The 24,022-nt window shown below is 38.0% G+C and carries 18 protein-coding genes and 1 tRNA gene; 11 read left to right on the forward strand and 8 right to left on the reverse strand.

Annotated elements, in window-relative coordinates:
- Positions 1-1,287 precede the first annotated feature (1,287 nt).
- Positions 1,288-1,497, reverse strand: coding sequence for a helix-turn-helix transcriptional regulator (locus ACST15_RS07140; protein WP_459453978.1), 210 nt, complete (start codon positions 1,495-1,497; stop codon positions 1,288-1,290).
- A 901-nt stretch (positions 1,498-2,398) separates the two neighbouring features.
- Positions 2,399-2,471: transfer RNA gene (locus ACST15_RS07145), tRNA-Met, on the reverse strand.
- A 97-nt stretch (positions 2,472-2,568) separates the two neighbouring features.
- Here ACST15_RS07145 and era point away from each other — a divergent pair.
- Entirely contained in the window at positions 2,569-3,471 is a 903-nt protein-coding gene (gene era / locus ACST15_RS07150) for a GTPase Era (protein ID WP_459453979.1), read from the forward strand.
- Positions 3,472-3,481: 10 nt separating this feature from the next.
- On the forward strand, positions 3,482-4,804 hold the full coding sequence (der, locus tag ACST15_RS07155) for a ribosome biogenesis GTPase Der (protein WP_459453980.1): 1,323 nt from the start codon (positions 3,482-3,484) through the stop codon (positions 4,802-4,804).
- Here the strand turns inward: der and ACST15_RS07160 are convergent.
- Complete coding sequence (locus tag ACST15_RS07160) at positions 4,784-5,833, reverse strand: WD40/YVTN/BNR-like repeat-containing protein (RefSeq protein ID WP_459453981.1); 1,050 nt, start codon at positions 5,831-5,833, stop codon at positions 4,784-4,786. The genes der and ACST15_RS07160 overlap by 21 nt on opposite strands.
- Positions 5,834-5,887: 54 nt before the next feature.
- Entirely contained in the window at positions 5,888-8,362 is a 2,475-nt protein-coding gene (locus ACST15_RS07165; RefSeq protein ID WP_459453982.1) for a T9SS type A sorting domain-containing protein, read from the reverse strand.
- Positions 8,363-8,610: 248 nt separating this feature from the next.
- On the opposite strand from ACST15_RS07165, the gene ACST15_RS07170 reads away from it, so the two are divergent.
- Positions 8,611-10,278 (forward strand): glutamine--tRNA ligase/YqeY domain fusion protein, encoded by a 1,668-nt coding sequence (locus ACST15_RS07170; RefSeq protein ID WP_459453983.1) that lies wholly within the window; start codon positions 8,611-8,613, stop codon positions 10,276-10,278.
- 45 nt (positions 10,279-10,323) lie between these two features.
- Here the strand turns inward: ACST15_RS07170 and ftsY are convergent, their stop codons facing one another.
- The 3 genes from ftsY to rpmG form a co-directional block, all read right to left on the reverse strand.
- On the reverse strand, positions 10,324-11,301 hold the full coding sequence (gene ftsY, locus ACST15_RS07175; RefSeq protein WP_459453984.1) for a signal recognition particle-docking protein FtsY: 978 nt from the start codon (positions 11,299-11,301) through the stop codon (positions 10,324-10,326).
- 100 nt (positions 11,302-11,401) lie between these two features.
- Positions 11,402-11,554, reverse strand: a complete 153-nt coding sequence (locus ACST15_RS07180) for a DUF4295 domain-containing protein (RefSeq protein WP_109324168.1) — start codon at positions 11,552-11,554, stop codon at positions 11,402-11,404.
- A gap of 18 nt (positions 11,555-11,572) precedes the next feature.
- Positions 11,573-11,755, reverse strand: a complete 183-nt coding sequence (gene rpmG / locus ACST15_RS07185; protein WP_109325429.1) for a 50S ribosomal protein L33 — start codon at positions 11,753-11,755, stop codon at positions 11,573-11,575.
- Positions 11,756-11,930: 175 nt separating this feature from the next.
- Here rpmG and ACST15_RS07190 point away from each other — a divergent pair, with 175 nt between their 5' ends.
- The 7 genes from ACST15_RS07190 to lon all read left to right on the forward strand — a co-directional run bounded on the left by ACST15_RS07190 (position 11,931) and on the right by lon (position 20,466).
- Positions 11,931-13,145, forward strand: coding sequence for an NADH-quinone oxidoreductase subunit D (locus tag ACST15_RS07190; protein WP_459453985.1), 1,215 nt, complete (start codon positions 11,931-11,933; stop codon positions 13,143-13,145).
- 3 nt (positions 13,146-13,148) lie between these two features.
- Positions 13,149-14,126, forward strand: a complete 978-nt coding sequence (locus ACST15_RS07195) for a polyprenyl synthetase family protein (RefSeq protein ID WP_459453986.1) — start codon at positions 13,149-13,151, stop codon at positions 14,124-14,126.
- Between the two features lie 49 nt (positions 14,127-14,175).
- Complete coding sequence (locus ACST15_RS07200; protein WP_459453987.1) at positions 14,176-14,799, forward strand: rhomboid family intramembrane serine protease; 624 nt, start codon at positions 14,176-14,178, stop codon at positions 14,797-14,799.
- Positions 14,793-15,965 (forward strand): 1-deoxy-D-xylulose-5-phosphate reductoisomerase, encoded by a 1,173-nt coding sequence (locus ACST15_RS07205; protein WP_459453988.1) that lies wholly within the window; start codon positions 14,793-14,795, stop codon positions 15,963-15,965. Before ACST15_RS07200 ends, ACST15_RS07205 begins: the two co-directional genes overlap by 7 nt.
- A 16-nt stretch (positions 15,966-15,981) precedes the next feature.
- Positions 15,982-17,373 carry an RIP metalloprotease RseP gene (rseP, locus tag ACST15_RS07210; protein ID WP_459453989.1) on the forward strand — a complete coding sequence of 464 codons (1,392 nt, stop codon included), beginning with the start codon at positions 15,982-15,984 and terminating at the stop codon, positions 17,371-17,373.
- A gap of 3 nt (positions 17,374-17,376) precedes the next feature.
- Positions 17,377-17,880 carry a DUF6702 family protein gene (locus ACST15_RS07215; RefSeq protein WP_459453990.1) on the forward strand — a complete coding sequence of 168 codons (504 nt, stop codon included), beginning with the start codon at positions 17,377-17,379 and terminating at the stop codon, positions 17,878-17,880.
- Between the two features lie 90 nt (positions 17,881-17,970).
- Positions 17,971-20,466, forward strand: coding sequence for an endopeptidase La (gene lon / locus ACST15_RS07220; protein ID WP_459453991.1), 2,496 nt, complete (start codon positions 17,971-17,973; stop codon positions 20,464-20,466).
- Here lon and ACST15_RS07225 read toward each other — a convergent pair.
- On the reverse strand, positions 20,427-22,349 hold the full coding sequence (locus tag ACST15_RS07225; RefSeq protein WP_459453992.1) for a RecQ family ATP-dependent DNA helicase: 1,923 nt from the start codon (positions 22,347-22,349) through the stop codon (positions 20,427-20,429). The two genes, lon and ACST15_RS07225, sit on opposite strands and share 40 nt — an antisense overlap.
- Positions 22,350-22,436: 87 nt before the next feature.
- Between ACST15_RS07225 and ACST15_RS07230 the strand changes: the two genes are divergently transcribed.
- Positions 22,437-23,966, forward strand: a complete 1,530-nt coding sequence (locus ACST15_RS07230; protein WP_459453993.1) for a DUF4301 family protein — start codon at positions 22,437-22,439, stop codon at positions 23,964-23,966.
- Positions 23,967-24,022: the final 56 nt, after the last annotated feature.

A 24,022-nucleotide genomic window follows, 5' to 3' on the forward strand; every position in this document is an offset into this window, starting at 1 on the left:
CATTCGAGTACCTCTGGTACTGGTTTTTGTCATTACTTTCATAATCTTTTTCGGTGACTGAGGTTCTCGAAGTCACCTATACATTTGCTAAGTACTTTATTCTTTCAAAATAGACTACATTATATTTAAATTTTGCAAAGAGATGAAAATTTTAATTTTTGATGAGTTTTCTCGATTGGAAAATAAGGTAGTCTAACATCTTCAAGAACTTGAAAACGCCTTTGAGATAGGGAGGATAGTAATTGATTTTTCCGCTGCCTTCGAGTACCTCAGGCACCTGTTTTTGTTATTGTTCGTTAGATTTTTCCGGTGCCTTCGAGTACCTCAGGTACTGGTTTTTGTCATTACTTTCATAATCTTTTTCGGTGACTGAGGTTCTCGAAGTCACTTGTTTTTGTCAAGGTTCTTGAGGTTTTTGCTGTGCATTCGAGTACCTCTGGTACTGGTTTTTGTCATTACTTTCATAATCTTTTTCGGTGACTGAGGTTCTCGAAGTCACCTATACATTTGCTAAGTACTTTATTCTTTCAAAATAGACTACATTATATTTAAATTTTGCAAAGAGATGAAAATTTTAATTTTTGATGAGTTTTCTCGATTGGAAAATAAGGTAGTCTAACATCTTCAAGAACTTGAAAACGCCTTTGAGATAGGGAGGATAGTAATTGATTTTTCCGCTGCCTTCGAGTACCTCAGGCACCTATTTTTGTCAAGGTTCTTGAGGTTTTCGCTGTGTCTTCGAGTACCTCAGGTACTGGTTTTTGTCATTACTTTCATAATCTTTTTCGGTGACTGAGGTTCTCGAAGTCACCTGTTTTTGTCACAGCTCCTGTGGTTTTTCCGGTGCCTTCGAGCACCTCAGGTACTGGTTTTTGTCATTACGTTCATAATCTTTTTCGGTGACTGAGGTTCTCGAAGTCACCGAAAATAAAAAAGCAAACCATTTAGGTTCGCTTTTTACTTGTAGTTTGTACGTTACAAATCTCTAACTCAATTTTGTCTGATTTGTACCAGCTTCACAATATACTTGAAGAGGTGACAACTTGATACTATTGAAATCTTTTCAATTTGTCCGGTAAGGATTTAACACCATTGACACGATTAAAGACAATTTTCCGTCCTTTGGAAATAGCGTATTTTATCCTTGATTGAGAAGGATGTACCCTTTTCCATTCAATTTTTTGAAATGTTTGACCATACGACTTAACGTTGGTTGTCAAACAAAATAACATCAAGAGCACTGATGCGACACCGGAATTTAATGTTTGTTTTTTCATTTTAGTTTATTTATGTTGGGAAATCCTCATCTTCAAGGAAAAAGACTTCTTCAACAGGTTTATTAAATACTTTACAAATTTTTAGAGCTAAAACCGTTGATGGAACAAACTTCTTAAGTTCAATCGCGTTGATGGTTTGTCTTGTTACTGAAACCAATTGTGCCAATTGGTCTTGAGTAATATTATTCACCGCCCTCTCTATCTTTATCTTATTGTTCATCAGTTCGTGTGTAAAATGAATTTTTATATAGTAAGAAGTTAAATCTAATTAAATACACCAGCGGTATTGTGTAAATGTTAAATATACAGACCAGTAAATATGTTGTTCCATAAATGGTCATTGTTAAAATTAAAAATAACATATAACTAATAAGTACTGACCAAATCAATGAAGTCAGTCGAATATTTGACACTAATTCATCTTCAATTTTTTCCTTTGAAAATATGACCAATAAACATCCCAATATTGACAAGGTCAAGAATACTGTTAAATCAATATCATGGGGATGAATAGAAAATGTCTCCCGGAAATTTTTGAACATGTAGTTACTAAAAAGAACCGGTACATAGACATACCTTGTAATCAAGTATTTCTTGAAAATCATTGGATATAATTGAAATCCAATTGAAATAAGAATTAATATCCAACCGATTTTCTTAAAACGATTGTGAAATAAAAGAGTTGTTCCCATTATGTTTTTTTAAGTACACAGTAAATGTATATTAAAAATTACATAATGTAAAACAAACTATACAAAAAGATTATTATTAGTTACAAATTTAAAGGGTTAATAATGCCTGTTTGAAAACAATTTTGTTTGTCTTTTTGAGCGTGGAATTGGAACTATCTAATGCCGACATTATCTAACCAAGAAGAAACCATCTCAAATGTTTGTAAAAACCTTCAAAATATGGTCAATATATGGGATTTGTGTACAATCGAAGACAAATAAAAACTACATGAAACTTTATTTCCGGGAGGTATCTATTTTGACAAGAAAAATCATAGTTCTCTAACTTGAAACATTAACAATTTCAGGTTACTAAGTTCTTCTATTTAAACGAGTTGTGAGGGTAAAAAAATGAGGACAAACCAAGTAACTATGATTTGTCCTCTTCTGTAGCGGGGGCCAGACTCGAACTGACGACCTTTGGGTTATGAGCCCAACGAGCTACCAACTGCTCCACCCCGCGATATATCGGAGTGCAAAGATGCAGGGTTTTGTCGAGAAAAACAAGTATCTTTGTATTTTAATATTCATTCCTATGAATAGGAAATGATTTTTTTCTTATGACATCTCCTCACAAATCGGGTTTTATTAGCATCATTGGTAAACCGAATGTCGGTAAAAGTACACTAATGAATGCCCTTGTGGGTGAGCGTCTGTCCATTGTTAGTTCTAAGGCCCAAACCACTCGGCACCGTATACTGGGTATGCTCAACGGTGTTTATGAAGGAACACCCTACCAAATTGTTTATTCAGATACTCCAGGGGTATTGATGCCCAAATACGAATTGCATAAATCCATGATGCAGTTTGTGAAAAGTTCTTTAGAGGATGCAGACGTAGTTTTATATGTGACAGATGTATTTGATGATTATGAAGATTTGGAATTTTTGACGAATTGGAAGGATCATACAGATACCCCCATTCTCGTATTATTAAATAAAATTGATTTAGTCGGAACTGAAAAGCTTCAGGAACGGTTGGATTATTGGCAACAAATATTCCCTAATAAGCCTATTTTGCCCATTTCTGCCTTAGAAGCGGTGCATTTAGATCAAATTTTTGAACATATAGTTGCTCAGTTACCTGTTCATCCACCATTTTTTGATCCAGAGGAATTAACAGATAAACCTGAAAAGTTTTTTGCTTCGGAGATTATCCGAGAAAAGATATTCATGAATTACAAGAAGGAGATTCCTTATTCTTGTGAGGTAGTAGTTACTTCTTTTAAAGACGAACCTACTATTTTACGAATCGCCACCGAGATTTATGTAGAACGCGTCTCACAGCGTGCCATTTTAATAGGGCATAAGGGAGAAAGTATCAAAAAAGTAGGTATAGAAGCCCGACAAGATTTGGAGAAATTTTTTGGTAAAAAAGTATTTTTAGAGCAATTTATCAAAGTGGAGCCAGATTGGCGTGCAAAGGCTGATAAATTGCGTTCATTCGGGTATTCGCTCGATTAATTTTAATAACATGTCAAATATAGTAGCAATCGTTGGGCGTCCCAATGTAGGAAAGTCGACCTTATTTAATCGATTGATTGAACAAAAAAAGGCCATCATGGACAATGTGTCCGGGGTTACTCGGGATCGCCATTATGGCTACGGTCAATGGACTGGTAAGTTTTTTACGGTAATAGATACAGGAGGTTATGTACATGGTTCTGATGATATGTTTGAAGGAGCCATTCGTGAGCAAGTAGAAATGGCTATGGAAGAAGCCGATGTGCTTTTATTCGTAGTAGATTGTCAAGTTGGATTAACGGATTTGGATAAAGACTTTGCCAAAGTTTTAAGAAAATCAAAAAAGCCCGTGATTATTGTAGCCAATAAAGCCGATACGCATGATAAGGCTTTTGTTGCCGCGGAATTTTATGAATTAGGTCTAGGCGATCCTTATGCTATAGCTGCGGAAAGCGGTAGTGGAACAGGTGATATGTTGGATTTGATGGTTTCTCACTTTAAAGAGGAAGGTATTGAAAATCCAGAAGCTGGTGTACCTCGTGTGGCTATTTTAGGTAGACCCAATGTTGGTAAATCATCCTTCTTAAATGCCTTGCTTGGACGGGAGCGCTCCATTGTAACGGATTTAGCCGGAACTACCCGTGATGCCATTCAGAATCGTTATACTTTATATGGTAAGGATTTCATCATTACTGATACAGCTGGTATTCGAAGAAAAGCTAAGATTGACGATAATATTGAATATTATTCTGTTCTTCGTTCCATCAAGGCCATGGAGGAATGTGATTTAGCTATTATTTTAGTTGATGCCACGACCATTGATTTCAATACGGGTTTAGAAGCCCAAGATATGAATATCATCAGTATGGCAGATAAAGCCAAGAAGGGTATAGTTTTGATGGTGAATAAGTGGGATTTGGTAGCCAAGGATACGAATACAGCCATTAAACTGGAAAACGCGATTAAGGAGCGTTTAGCACCTATTAATTACATGCCAGTCATATTTACTTCTGTGATGGAAAAGAAACGTATTTTCCAGGTGGTAGAAAAAATGTTAGAAGTATTTGAGAACCGTTCTCAGAAAATTTCAACTTCTAAATTGAATGATGTGATGTTGGAAGTTATCAACAATTATCCCCCTCCAGCTTGGAAAGGTAAGTACATCAAAATCAAGTATTGTACTCAAGTATCAACACCTTACCCAACCTTTATTTTCTTCTGTAACTTGCCTCAATATATTAAGGAGAGTTATGAGCGATATTTGGAGAATCAAATGCGTAAGGCATTTAAATTAGAAGGTACTCCGATTTCTCTATTTTTTAGAAAGAAATAATTGGTCTAATTCTGCTAAGGAAAGAGTGGCCAATGTGCCTTTAGATCCTACAGCAAATAAGTGTTTTTTGTGGAGTATTACATTATGAAAGTGGGTTTCGCCAAGCGATATCCACTTTTTTGTTTTTGGGTGGTATGCTGCACTTTGGGATGGACCTATCACCACCCAATATTTACCTGTCCAAAGAACCTTTTCCATATAGAATTTCGGAAATTCTGCTATTTTCTCCCAGGTTAAGCCACCATTATTTGTTTCTAAAATCCCGATTTTGTTTTCATTTAATTGTAAGTAGTTTCCGCCTACTACCCAATAATTCAATTTATTTCTAGCTCCAATGGAAAAAAAACCACTGCTACTATCTGCTGGCGTACTATGGTGTCTATCCAAAAATTGTGTAAATGTTTCATCGTCACTTTGGATGATTCTAGCATGTGATGCGCCCCCTGTTACCAAATTCAATTTACCTAGTACCCAGAGTAAGGATGACCCACTGGCAGCGAAGGCAGCTTCACGCGGTAATAGGCTTGGAAATTCTTTTATCTTAATTTCTTCTACGCGGTCTTCTTTCGCTTTAATTCTAAATAGGGGGAATTGTCCTTGAATGGGGTCAGATAACAATACTCCTTCTTGTTTTTTTTGATTCCAAGCTATTGCATCAAAAAAGTAGGGTCCTGTTTTTTTCTCAAAGAGTAGATTCCAGGTTTGCCCTTGATCCTTACTAATGAATAGTTTTGCTGCTCCTTTTTCAGCTGGTCCAGCACTCATTAAAATTATTTTTTCTTGATTGACTATAGCTAAGTCCCTAAAATCAAGTTTTTCTGCCCCAGCAATTTTTGTCTCTTGCCAAGTTTTACCAGCATCTAAAGAATACACAACAGTACCTTGTGTTCCTCCAATCCATATTTGATCTTTCTGACTTCGAATTGCACGGAATGAAGCCTTTGTTTCTAATAGGATATTAGTCCATTGTGCTTGGATGGAAGGTGCTTGAAACAAGCAAAATGCTAGAAGGAGTGTATGTAGTTTCATGGCATAAAAAAAGCCTCTCGAGTAAACGAGAGGCTTCTAATATAAGTTAATAGCTTATTTACTTACGATAATTTTACCTGTATAAGATTTGCTGTTGTCAGCAGTGATGGTTACAATGTAAATACCGTTTCCTAATCCAGGTAATTTAAGGATATTGGTTGGCTCAGGGTTTGCTGCATTGATAGAGGCAATTTTTCCTGTATATACTGGACGGCCCACCATATCATATAAAGTAACCACTGCATTAGTCCAGTCATCTAAGATTTGAATGTTAACACCTTCAACATCTGGCTTAGTCACTGGGTTAGGGAAGATAGCAACTCCGTTAAACTCAGGATCTAATGTGTAAGAATATTTAGTAAAGTCTGTGTAGCAAGTTAATGGGAAACCATCGATGGCATACAAATACTTTCTTCTAACACTGTAATCTCCATTTGTTTTCACTTTCGTAATGTAGCTTTTTGAAGGAAGTGCGGTGGTTCCGAATTTCCACTCATATTCACTAGCTGTTCCACCTGTTACTGTTGCAGGGAAATTTAAAGCTTTTAATGTGTAAACTCCTTCTTTAAGAATTCTTGCATCGCTAGCCACAGGATTTTGCTGAACACTTACTTTAATCTTGTTTGAAGCAGGAGAGATACATCCGTAAATATCCGTTGCTCTAGTGTAATAGGTATCTGAAGTTCTAATTCCTTCAAATACTTTCAAAGTAGATAAAGATGCATTCGCATTACCATACCAGTTAACAATACTGTTAGAAGTAGAAGCTGTTAAGGTTACCGCGTTGAATGCACTATAGTCATCATCTTTTCTGGCGCAGAAAGTAGTGGCACCACCAGCTGTGATAGTCGGAGCAGCTGGAAGAGCTAACACTTTAACTTCAACTGGAGCAGATGACTCAGAATAACAACCATTCGCGTTGATGGTTTTAACAGTATAGAAACCTACTTTGTTGTAATCAATCAAGCTGCTTGTTAAAGCATTGCTCCATTCCCATTTAGTAACTTCACCATTTGGTAAAGAAGAAGCTTGTAATTGACCTGCCACTGGAGTTCCTTCGCAGAAACCGACTGTAGAAGCAGTAACCAATGAACCATTCGCTGGTTTCAATGCCGTGATAGTTGGCGTTACTGGCTTGTCAAAGTTTTTAACAGTTACTTCATCTGAAGCAGGAGATGGGCAATTGTAGTTAGATACATAGTCCACTTTCACTTTCGCATTTTGTTTGAAAATGATGCTTGATAAATTACCCAATGAAGCAGTTTCTACTCCATCTACATACCAACGGAATTTAGATGGCTTGGTCGGCGTTTTGTTAGCAGCCCATAAATAACCTTCATTACGTACTAAGGAAGCAGAGTCAACTTTTAAACTAGTAGAACCTTCGATGCAATAACCTAGGTTTCCAGTGATAGGGCCTGGTTTTGGCAATTCGACATAAGTAATACGAACTTGGTTTGATTCTTTAGAACCGCATACACCAGCTCTATCAGTCATTTTTACGTAGTATAAAACTGATTTTTTCTCGGCCTTGGCTGTTAAAACACCTGAAGTGAAACCTGTTGCACCAAATCTATCGGCACCAAAATTATCTGAAGGCTTGTACTCATCTTTTCCAAACCATTGGAATTCAAAGTATTGGTTGTATTGATTGAAATTTAAGGTATTGTTTCTTTGTGGATTCGTGTATATACCTAAGTCCACTAAAGTTCCTTGACAAACTTCTTTGGTATCATTGTCAGGTAATAAACTATTTACACTGTTTACGAATACGGTTGGAACTTTGTAACCCTTTCTAGCTAAATATCCAGCTGCTTGTGAATATTCCTTTTTAGGAATATTAGTCCCAGAACCTAATGCCGCAGCATTATCAGAATAATTAATAACACAACTTACACTATAAGTAGTTGACATATAATCTGCTCCTGAAAGTTTTATTGCATCCCAAGCTTGAGCTCCAGACAATTCAATAGTTCTGTTTGGCAAATACCAAATAGTCCCATCAGGGCATCCGTTAGCTTTCAATGAAATAGACCCTGAGTTTGGATCATTTAAATCACCACACTCTATCCCAAGAACCGTAATTGACGGGGCATATGAAGGTGGATTAACTACTTGAATGGTAACCTTGGAAGCCATTGTTCCAGGAGCAATGGTACTACCACCTAAAGTAGTGACACATTTTAATTCATATACGTATGGAGGAATATTACCACCTGGTTTATTGTCCAAAGTTAAAGCAAGCGCTGTTACGTTATTATCAGCTACTCCATTTCCTGAATAGGCAGCATCCCAATCAGCCATTGGGAAATAAGTAACACCACCACCATTAGGCTCATTTTTGTAAAAGCCCCAATCGAAATAAGTACCTGCCGGGCAACCAGATGCTACAAGCGCCTTAGCTTCTCCGTTTTTAACTAGTGTAGTTTGATCACCTAGTTTTCCATTAATAAGTTGAGCTGAGGCAGAATAAGCCATCAAGAAAACTAGAATGGCGGATAAATTGAATTTGAAGAATTTGTTCATCATGTTAAGAACGAGTTTGAGTAGATTAATTAAACAATAAAGCTACCTATTGAATTAGGCACTAAATTAATTAAAAATATCTTATGTAGGGCAAGAAATTTATTAAATGGCACAGAAAACAACAATTAAATTTTAAAAGGCGAATATTCTGTTAGCTTTCTGTAGGCATAGCTTAAATATTGCTTATTTTTGAAGTTGAATTAACCAATTTCAACCCTTAAAACGACAGAATAGTCACGAACGTATATTGAATGGAAGAATTAAAACCAAAATCCCTTAATTTTTTAGAAGAAATCGTTCAAGCCGATTTAGCGGCAGGTAAATATCCGCAAGGAATTTTTACTCGATTCCCTCCAGAACCTAATGGATATTTACATATTGGTCATGCCAAGTCCATCTGTCTCAACTTTGGCCTAGCTAAGGAATTCGGAGGCAAGACTAATTTACGTTTTGACGACACCAATCCCATTACAGAGGAAACAGAATATGTGGAATCTATTAAAAAGGATGTGGCTTGGTTAGGTTTTAGTTGGGCCAACGAATTATATACCTCAGATTATTTTGAGACCCTTTATCAGTATGCGGTTCAATTGATTGAAAAATCATTGGCTTATGTGGACGATTCTTCTGCAGAGGAAATTGCCGCTCAGAAGGGTACTCCCACTACACCCGGTGTTCCAAGCCCTTATCGCAATCGGTCAGTAGAAGAAAATTTGGATTTGTTTCAAAGAATGCGCGCTGGAGAGTTTCCAGATGGCGCCAAAGTGTTACGAGCCAAAATAGATATGTCTCATCCGAATATGCACATGCGTGATCCATTCATGTACCGTATACGGCATGTAGAACATCACAGAACAGGCAATGCTTGGTGTATTTATCCGATGTATGATTTTGCTCATGGTCAGTCTGATTCGATGGAGGGTATTACCCACTCCATTTGTACCTTAGAATTTGATGTGCACCGCCCTTTATATGACTGGTTTATCGAGAAATTAGAGATTTTCCCTACTCACCAGTATGAGTTTGCTCGTTTGAATTTGTCACACACTGTGATGAGTAAGCGAAAACTGTTGCAATTAGTGAACGAGAAAATTGTTCAAGGTTGGGATGATCCGCGTATGCCAACAATTTCAGCATTACGTAGAAGAGGTTTCACACCAGCATCCATTCAAAATTTTTGTGAACGTATTGGAGTAGCCAAACGGGATAATTTAATTGACATTAGTTTGTTAGAATTTTGCATTCGTGAAGATTTGAATAAATCAGCCAATCGTTACATGGCAGTTTTAGATCCCGTGAAACTGGTCATTAGCAATTATCCAGAAGGTCAAACAGAAGATTTGTTGATTGAAAATAATCCGGAAGACGAGAGCACAGGTAAAAGGTCAGTGCCTTTTTCTAGAGAATTATACATCGAAAGAGAAGATTTTATGGTGGATCCACCTAAGAAATTCTTCCGACTAGGTCCTGGATTATCGGTTCGTTTAAAAGGAGCCTATATCATTCAATGTGAGAGTTTTGAATTGAATGAAGATGGTTCAGTGAAAGAGATTCGTGCTACTTACATTCCTGAAAGTAAATCTGGTCAGGATACCTCAGGCATACAGGTTAAAGGAACCATTCACTGGGTTTCGATTCCTCATGCTGAAGTAGCCGAAGTACGTTTATTTGATCGATTATTGATTGTTGAGGATGCTTCGGAGTTAGGCGATGATTTCATGAAATTCATCAACCCTGAATCATTGCAAATTTTAGATAAAGTCTATGTAGAGCCTGCATTACTGGAAGCTAAAGTTGAAAATGCAGTTCAATTCATGCGGAAGGGATATTTCTGTCTAGACAAAGACTCCAAAGAAGGTCATTTGGTATTTAACCGTACGGTTACCTTGAAAGATACCTGGGCGAAACAGCAGAAATAATACATATGGTAGAGACGTAGCATTGCTACGTCTCTACCATATGTATTATTTTTTGGCAAAAAGAGACTCTACGAATGTGCTTCGGTTGAATACTTGTAAATCAGAAATTTTTTCTCCTACACCAATGTATTTGACAGGAATTTTGAATTGATCTGAAATTCCAATGACTACTCCACCTTTGGCAGTGCCATCTAACTTGGTAATGGCCAAGGCTGTTACTTCAGTTGCTTTGGTGAATTCTTGAGCTTGAATAAAAGCATTTTGTCCGGTAGAACCGTCTAATACAAGTAAAACCTCATGGGGCGCATCAGGGATGAATTTTTGAACTACGCGTTTGATTTTCGTCAATTCTGTCATCAAATTCACTTTGGTATGTAATCTACCTGCTGTATCAATAATGACTATGTCGGCATTCATTTCAACGCCTTGTTTCACGGCGTCAAAGGCAACGGAAGCTGGGTCTGTATTCATTCCATGGTCTATCACAGGAATGCCAACCCGTTCTCCCCATAATTTTAATTGGTCGACAGCTGCTGCACGGAAAGTGTCCGCCGCACCAAGAACCACTTTTAATCCATTTTGATGGAATTGCGAAGCCAATTTCCCGATTGTGGTAGTTTTTCCAACCCCGTTAACCCCCACTACCATGATGACATAAGGTTTTTGTTTGGGTTCGGAAAAAGCATGCTGTAAGTCGGCCGACTGGTTTTCTTCTAATAAAGCCGCAATTTCTTCCCGTAAAACTTGATCAAGCTCTTCGGTAGATACGAATTTGTCCCGCTCAACTCGGCGTTCGATTCGGTCTATAATTTTTAAAGTAGTAGGGACTCCTACATCGGAACTTAATAGGATTTCTTCCAATTCGTCCAATACATCTTCGTCCACTTTAGATTTGCCTAGAACGGCTCTTCCCATTTTAGAAAGAAAACCTTCCTTGGTTTTTTCTAGTCCTTTCTCCAAGGCTTCCAGCTCCTCCTGTTCTTGTGGTGCTGGTTTCTTTTTAAAAAAATCGAATAGTCCCATGGCTTTGAATGAAAATAAAAACGAATGTAATAAAAATAAAAAAAGTCCCTCACGAAGGGACTTCAATATCTTAGCGAAAAAAAGGTGCCCCGCTTGAAAATTAGTTTTTCAATGCAGCATTTACCTCATCTTGAAGAATGATTTCTTCTTTGAAGGTATAAGCTCCTGTGGTTGGATTTTTAACCGCTTTAATGATTTTAGCGTATTTTACGCCTCCTTCTTTCTTTAACGTTGCAACTACTTTCTTAGCCATATTTCTTAAGTATTAAAACTATTTGATCTCCTTATGAAGTGTAACTTTCTTCAATACCGGATTGTATTTCTTTAATTCGATACGAGCTGTCGTATTCTTACGATTTTTAGTCGTGATGTAACGCGACATTCCTGGTAACCCAGATTCTTTGTGCTCAGTGCATTCTAGAATTACTTGAATGCGATTTCCTTTCTTTGCCATAGTATTAAAATCTTTTTTCGCCTCATTTGAAACGGACTGCAAAGGTAGAAGAAATATTTTTTTTCGCAAAGTCTTTAATTAAAATATGTCGTAAATTTTCAAACATATTGATAAGTCGCCCTTAAATCCCATTCAAGGGCTTTTATTTACTAGCCTTTTTTCTCATTTTTGTTTTATGAAGCCCCTTCAATATCAATATCAAGCGGAAAATTTTGCCTTATCAGACCCCAATCGATATTCGCTTGAAAATTTGAAATCAGAGGAAATGATCATTTCACTGGGGCCCCAGCATCCATCTACTCATGGTGTACTCCGATTAGAATTGATATCGGACGGTGAATTGGTGGTAGATGTGGTTCCTCATTTGGGCTATTTACATCGTTGTTTCGAAAAACATGCCGAGGCGCTGCCTTATAATCAGGTAATTCCCTACGTGGACCGTCTGGACTATATGGCTTCCATGAATTCTGAGCATGCCTATGTGATGGCTATTGAGAAAATGCTTGATTTGGAAGGTAAATTACCACTGAGGATTGAATACATCCGTGTTTTAGTGGCAGAGTTAAATCGTATTGCATCGCATTTTGTTGCAGTTGGTACATATGGATTAGACATTGGAGCTTACACGCCATTTTTATGGTTAATGCGGGATCGCGAGCATATCCAACGCTTATTAGAATGGTTGTCGGGGGCTCGAATGTTATACAATTATGTTTGGATCGGGGGATTATTTTATGACTTACCTGTCGGGTTTGAAGCGCGTGTAAAAGAATTGGTCCCCGTATTAAAAAATACCATTCAAGAAGTAAAAAACCTCGTGGAGGAAAATAGTATTTTCATTAAGAGAACAGCCAATATAGGAGTTTTACCTTTGTCCACAGCCATTAATTATGGATGTACGGGACCTGTTTTGCGCGGTTCTGGATTGCCTTTTGATTTACGTAGGGTTGATGCATATTCGGTATATCCCTCTTTAGAATTTGATATACCTTTTGGAGAAGGGGCAATGGGACAAATAGGAGATTGTTGGGACCGTAACCATGTTCGAATTAGAGAATGTGAAGAATCTATTCGCATCATCGAACAATGTCTAGATAAATTAGTTGGAGATTGTAAAAGAACTAAAGACTTCCAGCCTCATGCAATGGTCCCAAAGAAAATAAGACCTTCTGCCATGGACGTATATGTTCGAGCAGAGAATCCGAAAGGAGAATTAGGTTTTTTTGTTCGTGCGGATGGGAAGTCAGATATTCCTAGCCGAATGAAAGTAAGGGCTTGCTCATTTCACCATCTGTCGGTATTGCCTACGTTAGCAAAAGGCAGCTATTTGGCAGATTTGGTAGCAATTATCGGGTCCTTGGATTTGGTTATGGGGGAAGTTGATCGATAAATTATGACAAAAGAATTTTTACAAGTCCTAGATCAGGAAATAGCCACGATGGAGCGGGGAAAACAACCAATAGAGTTGTATGAGCCGATTCAATATTTGATGGCCTTAGGGGGTAAGCGGATTCGTCCGGTGATGTGTTTAATGGCCTATTCATTATTTCGGGACGATTGGACTAGTCAAGTTAAACCCGCTTTATCGATAGAAGTATTTCATAATTTTACTTTAATGCATGATGACATCATGGACAAAGCCCCTTTGAGAAGAGGTAAGCAAACGGTTCATGAAAAGTGGAATGATAATATAGCCATCCTTTCAGGGGATGTCATGTTGGTTGAAGCCTACCAATTTTTAAATCAAATTAAAGGATTAAGTCTTTCTCAATTTCAACATCTCCTAGAGCGATTTAGTCGGACCGCTGCAGAAGTTTGCGAAGGTCAGCAATGGGATATGAATTTTGAAGAAAGGTCGGATGTACGAATTGATGAATATTTAGAGATGATCCGATTGAAAACTTCGGTATTATTGGGTTTCTCTATGGAAATGGGAGGGTTACTAGCTCAAGTTGATTTAGAAATAGCTAAGCAACTGTATCAAATTGGTGAGCTGGTGGGCCTTGGTTTTCAATTAAAAGATGATTTGTTGGATGTATATGGAGATCCAGAGAAATTTGGGAAACAGGTAGGCGGGGATATTTTGGCCAACAAAAAAACCTATTTACTTATTCGGGCTATGGAATTAGCTCAAGGAGAAAGGGAAGCAAAATTAAGTTATTGGCTTAATCAAAAACAGTTTGATGCGGAGGAAAAAGTAAAGGCGGTTACTGAGATATATACAGCCTTAGGTCTAAAAGAAGAAGTGGAGCAACAAATTCAATCGTATTTTGACCGGGCATTTTCAGGAATGGAAACCTTACAATTACCACAAGAAAAGAAAAATACCTTATTGGGTTTTATGGCAGGGTTGGTTGATCGGGAAGTTTAATGTAGTTTTGTGGCAATTAAATTAGCTTCATCACGAAGCTTTTTGTTTTATGGGGGATTCTATCAGTTTTATTATCATTATCATTACCGTCTTAGTCTCTTTGATGTGTTGGCAAAAGCCTGCACTCATGGATAAGATGACGATGAATCCTTATCACATCAATCGAGATAATGAATATTGGCGTTTTATAAGTTCTGGATTTATTCATGCTGATTTTACCCATTTATTTTTCAATTTGTTTTCTTTCTTTTTCTTTGGCTTACAATTGGAAAATATATTTTCCATCTTATACCCAGAAATAGGTCAAACGCTGTTTGTCATTTTTTACATTACGGCCATCATTGCGGCAGATTTGCCCACTTATTTCAAACAAAGAAAAAACCCGTATTTCAATTCATTGGGTGCTTCAGGTGCGGTTTCCGCAGTCATTTTTGCGGGAATATTATTTTTCCCAACTGAGAAAATCTATTTGTTTGGTATCCTTGGAATCCCAGGCTTTATTTATGCGGGTTTGTTTACTTGGTACTCCATTGCCATGGATCGCAGAGGTAGGGATTACGTCAATCATTCGGCCCATTTATATGGAGGATTGTATGGTTTAGTTTTTGTGACTTTCATGTATCCGAAAGTATGGCTGACCTTTGTTGAACAGATAAAAGCCATGCTTTGGTAGGAAAACAAAAACATATTGCCATTTTAGGTTCCACTGGTTCTATTGGAACTCAAGCCTTGGAGGTCATCGCTCTGCATGCCGAACAGTTTAAAGTATCGGTGCTCACAGCTCAGTCCAATGCTGCTTTATTGATAGAACAATCCTTGGAATTTTTGCCTAGCCATGTAGTAATAGGTGATGAAACTAAATATAATTTTGTCAAAGAGGCCTTAGCTCATTTACCCATCGAAGTACATGCTGGAGCGAAAAGCTTGGAGTATGTAGTATGTTTGGATGAAGTGGATGTGGTGCTAACTGCTTTGGTAGGTTACGCAGGGTTGTTACCAACGGTGCGTGCTATCGAGGCAAAAAAGCCAATAGCCCTAGCTAATAAAGAAACATTAGTGGTGGCAGGGGCATTGATTATGCCATTAGCGGCAAAAATGGGGGTACCTATTTTGCCAGTAGATTCAGAGCATTCCGCCATATTTCAGTGCTTAATGGGGGAATCCCATAATCCGATTGAGAAAGTAATATTGACGGCCTCTGGTGGGCCATTTAGATCTTGGAATAGGGATCAATTGGCTAAAGTAACCAGAGAACAAGCTTTGAAGCACCCCAATTGGACCATGGGGGCCAAGATTACCATTGATTCAGCCAGTTTGATGAATAAGGGTTTGGAAGTCATTGAAGCAGCTTGGTTATTTCAAGTAAAAGCCAGCCAGATCGATGTGGTCGTACATCCTCAATCCATAGTTCATTCCTTAGTTCAGTTTCAGGATGGATCAATTAAGGCACAATTAGGGCTACCTGATATGAAATTACCCATTCAATTTGCCTTGGGTTACCCCAATCGTTTAGAAGCAAATTTCCCTCGTTTCAATTTTGCCGCTTATCCCAATTTAACCTTTGAGGCCCCCGATTTGACTACTTTTAGAAATCTAGGTTTGGCTTTTGAAGCTTTAGATAAAGGAGGGAATATGCCATGTATTTTGAATGCGGCCAACGAAGTAGCTGTGGCAGCCTTTTTGGAAGATAAAATTGGATTTCTAGAAATGTCAGATTTGATATCTGAAACAATGGGTCGTGGAACTTTTTTAGCTAATCCGACATTAGAAGACTATGTTCAAAGTGATCAATTAAGTAGAGAATTAGCTACCCATTGGGTAGAAAAAAATAGTAAATAGCAATTAAAGCAAGATTATGGAAGGTTTGATTATGGCGGGGCAATTGATTTTAGGATTGTCCATTTTAGTAACATTGCATGAATTTGGGCATTTCATTACGGCGAAATGGTTCAAAATGCGGGTCGAAAAGTTTTATCTATTTTTTGATTTTCTATTCCCTATACCTTCCTTATTGAATTTTGCTTTATTCAAGAAAAAAATAGGTGATACAGAATATGGTTTAGGCTGGTTTCCGCTAGGAGGCTATGTGTCTATCGCTGGAATGATTGATGAGACACAAGATGCAGCCACATTGGCGAAGGAACCTGAACCATGGGAGTTTAGAGCAAAACCCGCTTGGCAGCGCTTAATTGTCATGTTAGGTGGTGTAATCGTGAATGTAATTACAGGTGTGGTCATTTTCATTTCCTTGACCTATTCCAATGGAAACAATTATATTTCTAAAGAAGAATTAAATAAGAATGGCATCGTTGCCTTGGATTTGGGTAAGCATATTGGGCTTAAAACTGGCGATAAAATTATTCGTGTCAATGGAGCTGATTATAAGCAATTATCAGATTTACGCTCATCAGATGTCTTATTGGGGGATAATTCGTATTACACGGTTTTGCGCGACGGAAAAGAAATTAATATTCAAATCCCTGCTAATTTCATAGGTCAATTGAGCGATAAAAAGTCAGCCTTTATCGAACCTATGACAAAATTTAAGGTATTGGATGTTGCGGCACCCAATCCTCCAAGTTTATTAGACAAATGGCTAGGAAAGGAGTCCGAAGAGATGTTGCCAGCTTTGGCAGCAGGTTTGAAAGCGGGAGATTATATTACGGCAGTTAACCAAACACCCATTCAATACTACCATGAAATTCGTGAGGTATTAAGTAAGGAGGCTGGTAAACCCATCCGCTTGGCTATTCTTCGTCAAGGAAAAGCAGATACCTTGGAAATGGTGGTAGCTAAATCGGGTCAAATTGGTTTTCAGGCAGATATTTTAATGAAAATGACCCATGAAGATTATACATTTGCCCAGTCCATGGGAATAGGTACAAAACGTGCCTTTTCGGTAATTACGGATAATATTCGTGGATTTAAGAAAATTGCTTCGGGTGATGTTTCGGCTTCTAAAGCCTTGAGTGGCCCAATTGGAATTGCGCAAATGTTTGGAGGAGTTTGGGACTGGACTAGATTTTGGATGTTGACTGGTTTGCTTTCTATGGCATTGGCCTTCTTTAATGTATTGCCCATCCCAGCTTTAGATGGTGGACATGCTATTTTCCTATTATATGAGATGATAACGGGAAAACCTGCTTCAGATAAAGTAATGGAGCGTGCCCAACAAATCGGTATGATTTTGTTATTGGCTTTGATGGCATATACTTTTGGAAACGATATATTTAAAGTATTCTTTTAAACCTTGAAAAAACAGCTTTTCATCCTTCTTTTTTTGATTTTCTCCTCGGTAGAAAGTTTAGCTAGAGAAGAGAGGCATCCTTTTCATACGAGTGTAACGGAGTGTGTGTATAATGAAAAGGAAAAATCCTGGGAAATCGCCATTCGATTATTTCAAGATGACCTAGAAATAGGCCTAAGTGAATTTCATGGGAAGAAAATAAGCTTTGAAAAGGCATCTAATATGGATGAATTGTTAGAGCCCTACATTCGTAAACATTTTGGTTTCCAAGTCAATAAGCAATTACAGACTCCTTACCGTTGGATAGGTTGGGAGCCTAACCCTGACGTTATTTGGGTATATGTAGAAATTCCTTCGGAACAAGATTTAGCTGGGGTTTATATCATGAATGATCTTTTGGTTGAACAATTCCCAGACCAAACAAATTTGTTACATTGTGCTAGGGGTGCAAAAAAGAAATCGTTTTTATTTCAAAAAAATCAAGTTCTTCATCAGATAGTTTGGTAATTTTTCTGCCAACTTGTCTTATGGCATGAAATTTGTTTATTGCTCCATACGTCTTTCAAGATTGGAGGGTGAGATTAAATAAATGTGTGTATGAATAATCCAAATGACCTTTTTAAGCATTTGAGCCTATCGGACATTTCCGATTTCGAGAATATTGAGTTGATTCCAATTGGAGCAGAAGGATTGGAAAACAATGACAAAATGAGCGTTTTGTCAGATGAACTACCCATACTGCCAATCCGCAATATTGTATTGTTCCCTGGAATGGTGATACCCATTACGGTTAGTCGCCAAAAATCCGTCCGTTTAGTAAAGAAAGCCTACAAAGGAGATCGGACTATTGGTGTATTGGTACAAGCTAATAATTCAAAGGAGGAGCCACAGGTTGATGATCTATACAAAGTTGGAACAGTCGCACACATTGTTAAGATGTTTGTGCTTCCGGGTGGAAATACAACGATTATCGTTCAAGGACGCAAGCGTTTTGAAGTAAGAGAATTTATTAAAACGGAACCTAATCTTATTGCCAAAGTGAATTATTTGGAAGACAATTTTCCAAAGAAATTAAATAAGGAAAATAAGGCATTAGTTTCTACTTTGAAGGAATCAGCCCTGAAGATATTGAATTTAAATCCTGAGATTCCGAGAGAAGCTCAAATAGCCTTGGATAATATAGATTCTTCCGCATTTTTAGTGCATTTTCTTTCTTCTAATATCAATGCCGAACTAAAAGATAAGCAAGCTTTATTGGAGACCCTGGATGGTATTGAGCAAGCCACTCATCTATTGGAATATATGATGAAGGAAATTCAACACCTGGAATTAAAGCGTGAAATACAAAGTAAAGCAAGTAGTGATATTGACCAGCAGCAGCGTGATTATTACATTCGTCAGCAAATCAAAGTTCTACAAGAGGAGTTGGGAGTAGAGAGTCCAGAACAAGAATTGGATGGTTTGCGCGCTAAAGGGGCTAAGAAAAAATGGTCAAAAGAAGTCAATGATTTTTTCTTAAAGGAGTTATCAAAACTCCAAAGAACGAATTCCATGTCGGGAGAATATCCGATGTTGATGAACTTTGTTGAACTGTTGGTTGATCTTCCTTGGGCTGAATATACCAAAGATCATTTTGATTTGGTAAAAGCAAAAAAGATTTTGGATGCAGATCACTTTGGACTTGAAAAAGTAAAAGAGAGAATCATCGAATATTTGGCAGTCTTGAAAATGAAAGGAGACATGAAGGCACCTATTTTGTGCTTATATGGCCCTCCTGGAGTAGGTAAAACTTCTTTGGGTAAAAGTATTGCCAAAGCTTTGGGAAGAAAGTATGTTCGGATGGCCTTGGGAGGACTCAGGGATGAGGCGGAAATCAGGGGCCATAGGAAGACTTACATTGGAGCAATGCCTGGAAAAGTTATTCAGAATATCAAGAAATCAGGATCTTCCAATCCCGTATTTATTTTAGATGAAATTGATAAGGTCGGAGCTGACCATCGGGGTGATCCTTCTTCCGCTTTATTAGAAGTCTTGGATCCGGAACAAAATAATAGTTTTTTGGATAATTACTTGGAGGTTGAATTTGATCTATCTCGCGTGATGTTCATTGCCACAGCTAATAATTTAGATACCATACATCCTGCATTGCGTGACCGTATGGAAATTATTGAAGTAAGTGGTTATACCATTGAAGAGAAGGTACAAATTGCCAAAAAGCATTTATTGCCGAAACAAAAGAAGGAACATGGTTTAGAAAAGTCAGACTTTACCATGTCAGATGCTGCTATTCAAAAAGTGGTAGAAGGCTATACCCGGGAATCGGGAGTTCGGAAATTAGAGCAGGAAATTGGAAAAGTGGTACGTAAAATCACTAAGTCCATTGCGATAGGGGAGGAATACCCCCACAAAATACAGCCAGCTGATGTAGTGCGCTTATTGGGACAAGAGAATTTTGAGAATGATTCTTATGAAAGCAATGAATATGCTGGTGTGGTGACTGGATTAGCCTGGACACCTGTGGGTGGAGATATTTTATTCATTGAAACTTTGTTGAACCGTGGTAAAGGTCAATTGACCTTGTCGGGCCAATTAGGAGATGTAATGAAAGAATCTGCCATGGCTGCTTTAAGTTTCTTGAAGGCGCATGCTGATTTGTTAGACATTGATTATCGCATTTTTGATCAGTATAATTTACATATTCACGTGCCTGCTGGTGCGGTTCCTAAAGATGGCCCATCGGCTGGTATAACGATGTTGACAGCTATTGCTTCGGCCTTAACTCAGCGCAGGGTAAAACCAAATTTAGCCATGACAGGAGAAATTACTTTGCGAGGTAAAGTTCTGCCTGTAGGTGGAATAAAAGAAAAGATATTAGCAGCTAAGCGAGCGGGTATTAAGGAAATTATTCTTTGTCATAAAAACAAAAAGGACATTGAAGAGATTGAGGCCAGATATATAACGGATTTGACCTTCCATTATGTGGAAAATGCCATGGAGGTATTGGCCTTGGCCTTGTTACATGAGCAGGTTAAAAATCCAGTAAAATTTGTGCTTCAAGACGAAGTTAAGTCTAATTCATCTGTGGCGGTATAGGAAATTTCACCGATATCTAGGGCATATTGTATGATTCGGATGGCCTCATCTTTGGAAAGCGGACGGAGGCAGTCCACTAGATTTTGAAGACTAAGTGAACCATGTTGAAGGTAATGAAGAATTAGTTTGCGTTCACTTTCATGACTTTCAGGATAGGCCTTCCCAGTGGAGGCCTTTTTTTGTTCAATACAAGTATCGCAGATGCCACATTTTTTATCCAGATTTTCACCAAAATAGGCGACAAGGAGTCGGGTTCGACAAATCTTTTTATCTCGGACATAATGTTCCACTGCCTTAATTTTTCCTTGGCTTCTCTCTTTCTTTTTATGGTATGAGGTCCAGTCGATCGGTAAAGCAGAGGCTGATGCTCTTGGGGTTAACAAGGTTAATTTAGCAAGTCCATTTTGTTTATCATAGTCCAAAATTTCAAATTTTTCGAGCAAGCTTAGGCTACGTTCAACCTCGGCTATGGGTGCTTTAAATTGTTGAGCAATGGCTGCTTCAGCTATAGGTACAAATTGTTGATACAGATTTCCTCCAAACATTCGCAAAAGACATTTGATGAAAGATTCAAAGCGTTCATTACGAATTTGAAAATCGTAAAGTTCTGTGGCAGAAACCTTAATCTTGATTTTGGAAGGATTTTGGTAGGCATCGTTTAATAAAATTAAACCCTCATTTTCGAGCGTTTTTAGTGCAAAAAAGGTTTCGGATGATGGCAGATTAAACCGCTTGGCCATTTCGGCCCATTCAAAATCATAGTGCATTAATTCTCCGCTACCTTCAGGAATTTGCAAATAATTACTAATGGCCTGATAAACATTCTTTAAAACAGGAGCATCAGGATATGATTTTGTCCACTGGTTTTGCAGTTCGATGATGTCTTTTTCCTCCACTAATATGGCCGCATAGGCTTTTTTCTCATCTCTTCCAGCTCGACCTGCTTCTTGGTAATAAGCTTCCAAGGAATCGGGTAAATCCAGGTGGACGACCAAGCGGACATCTGCTTTGTCGATTCCCATACCAAAAGCATTGGTGGCAACCATGGTTTGAATTCGACTTTCGATCCATTCTTTTTGTCGTGAACTTCTTTCTTTGGGTTCTAAACCAGCATGATAAAAAGTGCTGGATATACCATGCTGTTGAATGAGTTCACTTATTTGTTGGGTTTTTTTTCTATTTCGGACATAAATAATGGAGGAGCCAGGAACCCGTTGAAGCATTTGGATTAACTTTTTTTCTTTATTTTCCTCCCATAGTACAGAGTAAGATAAGTTAGCCCGACTAAAGCTCTTTTGAAAGATTTGCGGATTTTTAAAATCCAGCTTTTGCACAATATCCGCTTTAACTTCTGGATTGGCACTAGCGGTTAGTGCCAGGCAAGGGGTTTGTGGGAATAGATTTTTGAATGGTAGAATTTCTAAATAGGACGGTCGAAAATCATATCCCCATTGTGAAATGCAGTGAGCTTCGTCGACTGCGATTAAGGAGATATTCATTTGCTTGGCCCTCTCTAAAAATAGGTCAGTTTTTAATCTTTCTGGAGAGACATATAAAAATTTGATTTGGCCATAAATACAATTGTCGAGCAAGATGTCTATTTGCCTAGGATGCATTCCTGAGTAGAGCGCTTCAGCTGCAATGTTTCTTTGTTTCAATTGGTTTACTTGATCTTGCATTAAAGCAATCAGGGGAGAGATTACTAGGCAAATGCCGTCTAATGCAAGGGCTGGAACTTGGAAACAAATGGATTTTCCACCGCCTGTGGGCAATAAAGCTAAGGTGTCATTTTTAGCCAATATGGAATGAATAATCTCCTCTTGAAGGGGTCTAAAAGAGTCGTAATTCCAGTATTTTTTTAATATGGCGTGAATATCCTGCATAGCTATTTCAAAGCTACCAAAAAAAAGGGCAGGGAGTTTATGTCTGACATGGAGAAAATTTGAAGGGAGAAGAGAATAAAAGCGGCCATGATGGTGAAATTTTATACGATTCCAATTAAATTTAGGAATAAATATGTACGTATGTTGACAGAAAAGGACAAAATACAATTAAGTAAAAGAGGAATTAGTGAGCAAGAAGTAAATCAACAAGTTGATTATTTTAAGCAAGGTTTTCCTTGGATGAAATTGGATCGAGCGGCTAGCATTGGGAATGGGATAATTCATTTGACTGATGGGGACGTGAATCGTTATGTAAAACGATTTGAAGATGCTAAAATGACATTGTCCATTTTAAAAATGGTTCCCGCATCTGGTGCGGCTACAAGGATGTTTAAATCTTTGTTTGAGCATTTGGCTGAATCAAAACCAAACAAGGAATCTCAGGCATTTTTTGATCGATTGAGTGATTTTGCCTTTGCTCCTGAATTGAAGAAATTATTGCCAGAGTGGTCCACTGAGCAGGAAATATTAGAAAATTTATTACTTAGTAAGGGATTAGATTATGGTTCACTACCAAAGGGTTTATTATCATTTCACTATTATGAGGACGGAGTAAGAACCCCTTTGGAGGAGCATTTGGTGGAGGCGGTAGCCTATGCTTCAGATGGCAAAGATGCGTATTTGCACTTCACGGTTTCTCCCGAGCATCGTTCGCGATTTGATGCCTTGGTACAACAAGTTGTACCTAAATTAGAGAAGCGGTATCAGGTTAAATTTCATATAAGTTTTTCAGAGCAAAAGCCAAGTACAGATACGGTGGCCGTGGATATGGAGAACAACTTATTCCGCGAAGCGGATGGTTCATTGTTATTCCGACCTGCCGGCCATGGCGCTTTATTGGAAAACTTGAATGATTTAGATGCTGATTTAATATTTATAAAGAATATTGACAATGTGGTCCCAGATAAATTGAAAGATAATACGATTGTCTTCAAGAAAGCTTTGGGCGGATTATTGGTAGAAATTTTGGATAAGATAAAAGCCTATTCCAAAGACTTGGAGGGGGAAATTAGTGTGGAGAAAATGCAAGAAATCCAGGATTTTGCATCTCAATATTTGGGAATTCAACCAGGCAAGTCATGGGATGCACACATACCAGTTGAAAAATTAAATTTATTTAAAAAGATATTTAATCGACCTACACGTATTTGCGGGGTTGTAAAAAATACAGGAGAGCCGGGTGGAGGTCCTTTTTGGTGTCGGGATCAAGAGGGAAACAGCACATTGCAATTGGTAGAATCGGCTCAAGTGGATATGTCAAATGAAGCACAAAAAGATATTTTCACTGGATCAACTCACTTTAATCCGGTGGACTTGGTTTGTGCCACCAAGGATATTCATGGTAAGTCCTTTGATTTATTGCAGTACCGCGACATGAGTACAGGATTTATTACGGAGAAAACCAAAGATGGGAAGAAATTGAAAGCTCAGGAATTACCTGGATTGTGGAATGGCGCGATGGCCTTTTGGAATACCATATTTGTTGAAGTCCCATTGGATACTTTTAATCCTGTCAAGACGGTGAATGATTTATTGAGGCCAGCACATCAAAATTAGGGGATGTTTTGTTCCTGTTAAAAAAGGCTTTAATTTTGCGGCCTTTGAACGAGATT

Source organism: Aquirufa sp. Wall-65K1, from assembly GCF_054558475.1.

What these genes read in the sequence shown, in the direction of transcription:
- ACST15_RS07140 (WP_459453978.1), bottom strand. Translation starts at nt 1,497, where the DNA reads ATGAACAATAAGATAAAGATAGAGAGGGCGGTGAATAATATTACTCAA.
- era (WP_459453979.1), top strand. Translation starts at nt 2,569, where the DNA reads ATGACATCTCCTCACAAATCGGGTTTTATTAGCATCATTGGTAAACCG.
- der (WP_459453980.1), top strand. Translation starts at nt 3,482, where the DNA reads ATGTCAAATATAGTAGCAATCGTTGGGCGTCCCAATGTAGGAAAGTCG.
- ACST15_RS07160 (WP_459453981.1), bottom strand. Translation starts at nt 5,833, where the DNA reads ATGAAACTACATACACTCCTTCTAGCATTTTGCTTGTTTCAAGCACCT.
- ACST15_RS07165 (WP_459453982.1), bottom strand. Translation starts at nt 8,362, where the DNA reads ATGATGAACAAATTCTTCAAATTCAATTTATCCGCCATTCTAGTTTTC.
- ACST15_RS07170 (WP_459453983.1), top strand. Translation starts at nt 8,611, where the DNA reads ATGGAAGAATTAAAACCAAAATCCCTTAATTTTTTAGAAGAAATCGTT.
- ftsY (WP_459453984.1), bottom strand. Translation starts at nt 11,301, where the DNA reads ATGGGACTATTCGATTTTTTTAAAAAGAAACCAGCACCACAAGAACAG.
- ACST15_RS07180 (WP_109324168.1), bottom strand. Translation starts at nt 11,554, where the DNA reads ATGGCTAAGAAAGTAGTTGCAACGTTAAAGAAAGAAGGAGGCGTAAAA.
- rpmG (WP_109325429.1), bottom strand. Translation starts at nt 11,755, where the DNA reads ATGGCAAAGAAAGGAAATCGCATTCAAGTAATTCTAGAATGCACTGAG.
- ACST15_RS07190 (WP_459453985.1), top strand. Translation starts at nt 11,931, where the DNA reads ATGAAGCCCCTTCAATATCAATATCAAGCGGAAAATTTTGCCTTATCA.
- ACST15_RS07195 (WP_459453986.1), top strand. Translation starts at nt 13,149, where the DNA reads ATGACAAAAGAATTTTTACAAGTCCTAGATCAGGAAATAGCCACGATG.
- ACST15_RS07200 (WP_459453987.1), top strand. Translation starts at nt 14,176, where the DNA reads ATGGGGGATTCTATCAGTTTTATTATCATTATCATTACCGTCTTAGTC.
- rseP (WP_459453989.1), top strand. Translation starts at nt 15,982, where the DNA reads ATGGAAGGTTTGATTATGGCGGGGCAATTGATTTTAGGATTGTCCATT.
- lon (WP_459453991.1), top strand. Translation starts at nt 17,971, where the DNA reads ATGAATAATCCAAATGACCTTTTTAAGCATTTGAGCCTATCGGACATT.
- ACST15_RS07225 (WP_459453992.1), bottom strand. Translation starts at nt 22,349, where the DNA reads ATGCAGGATATTCACGCCATATTAAAAAAATACTGGAATTACGACTCT.
- ACST15_RS07230 (WP_459453993.1), top strand. Translation starts at nt 22,437, where the DNA reads ATGATGGTGAAATTTTATACGATTCCAATTAAATTTAGGAATAAATAT.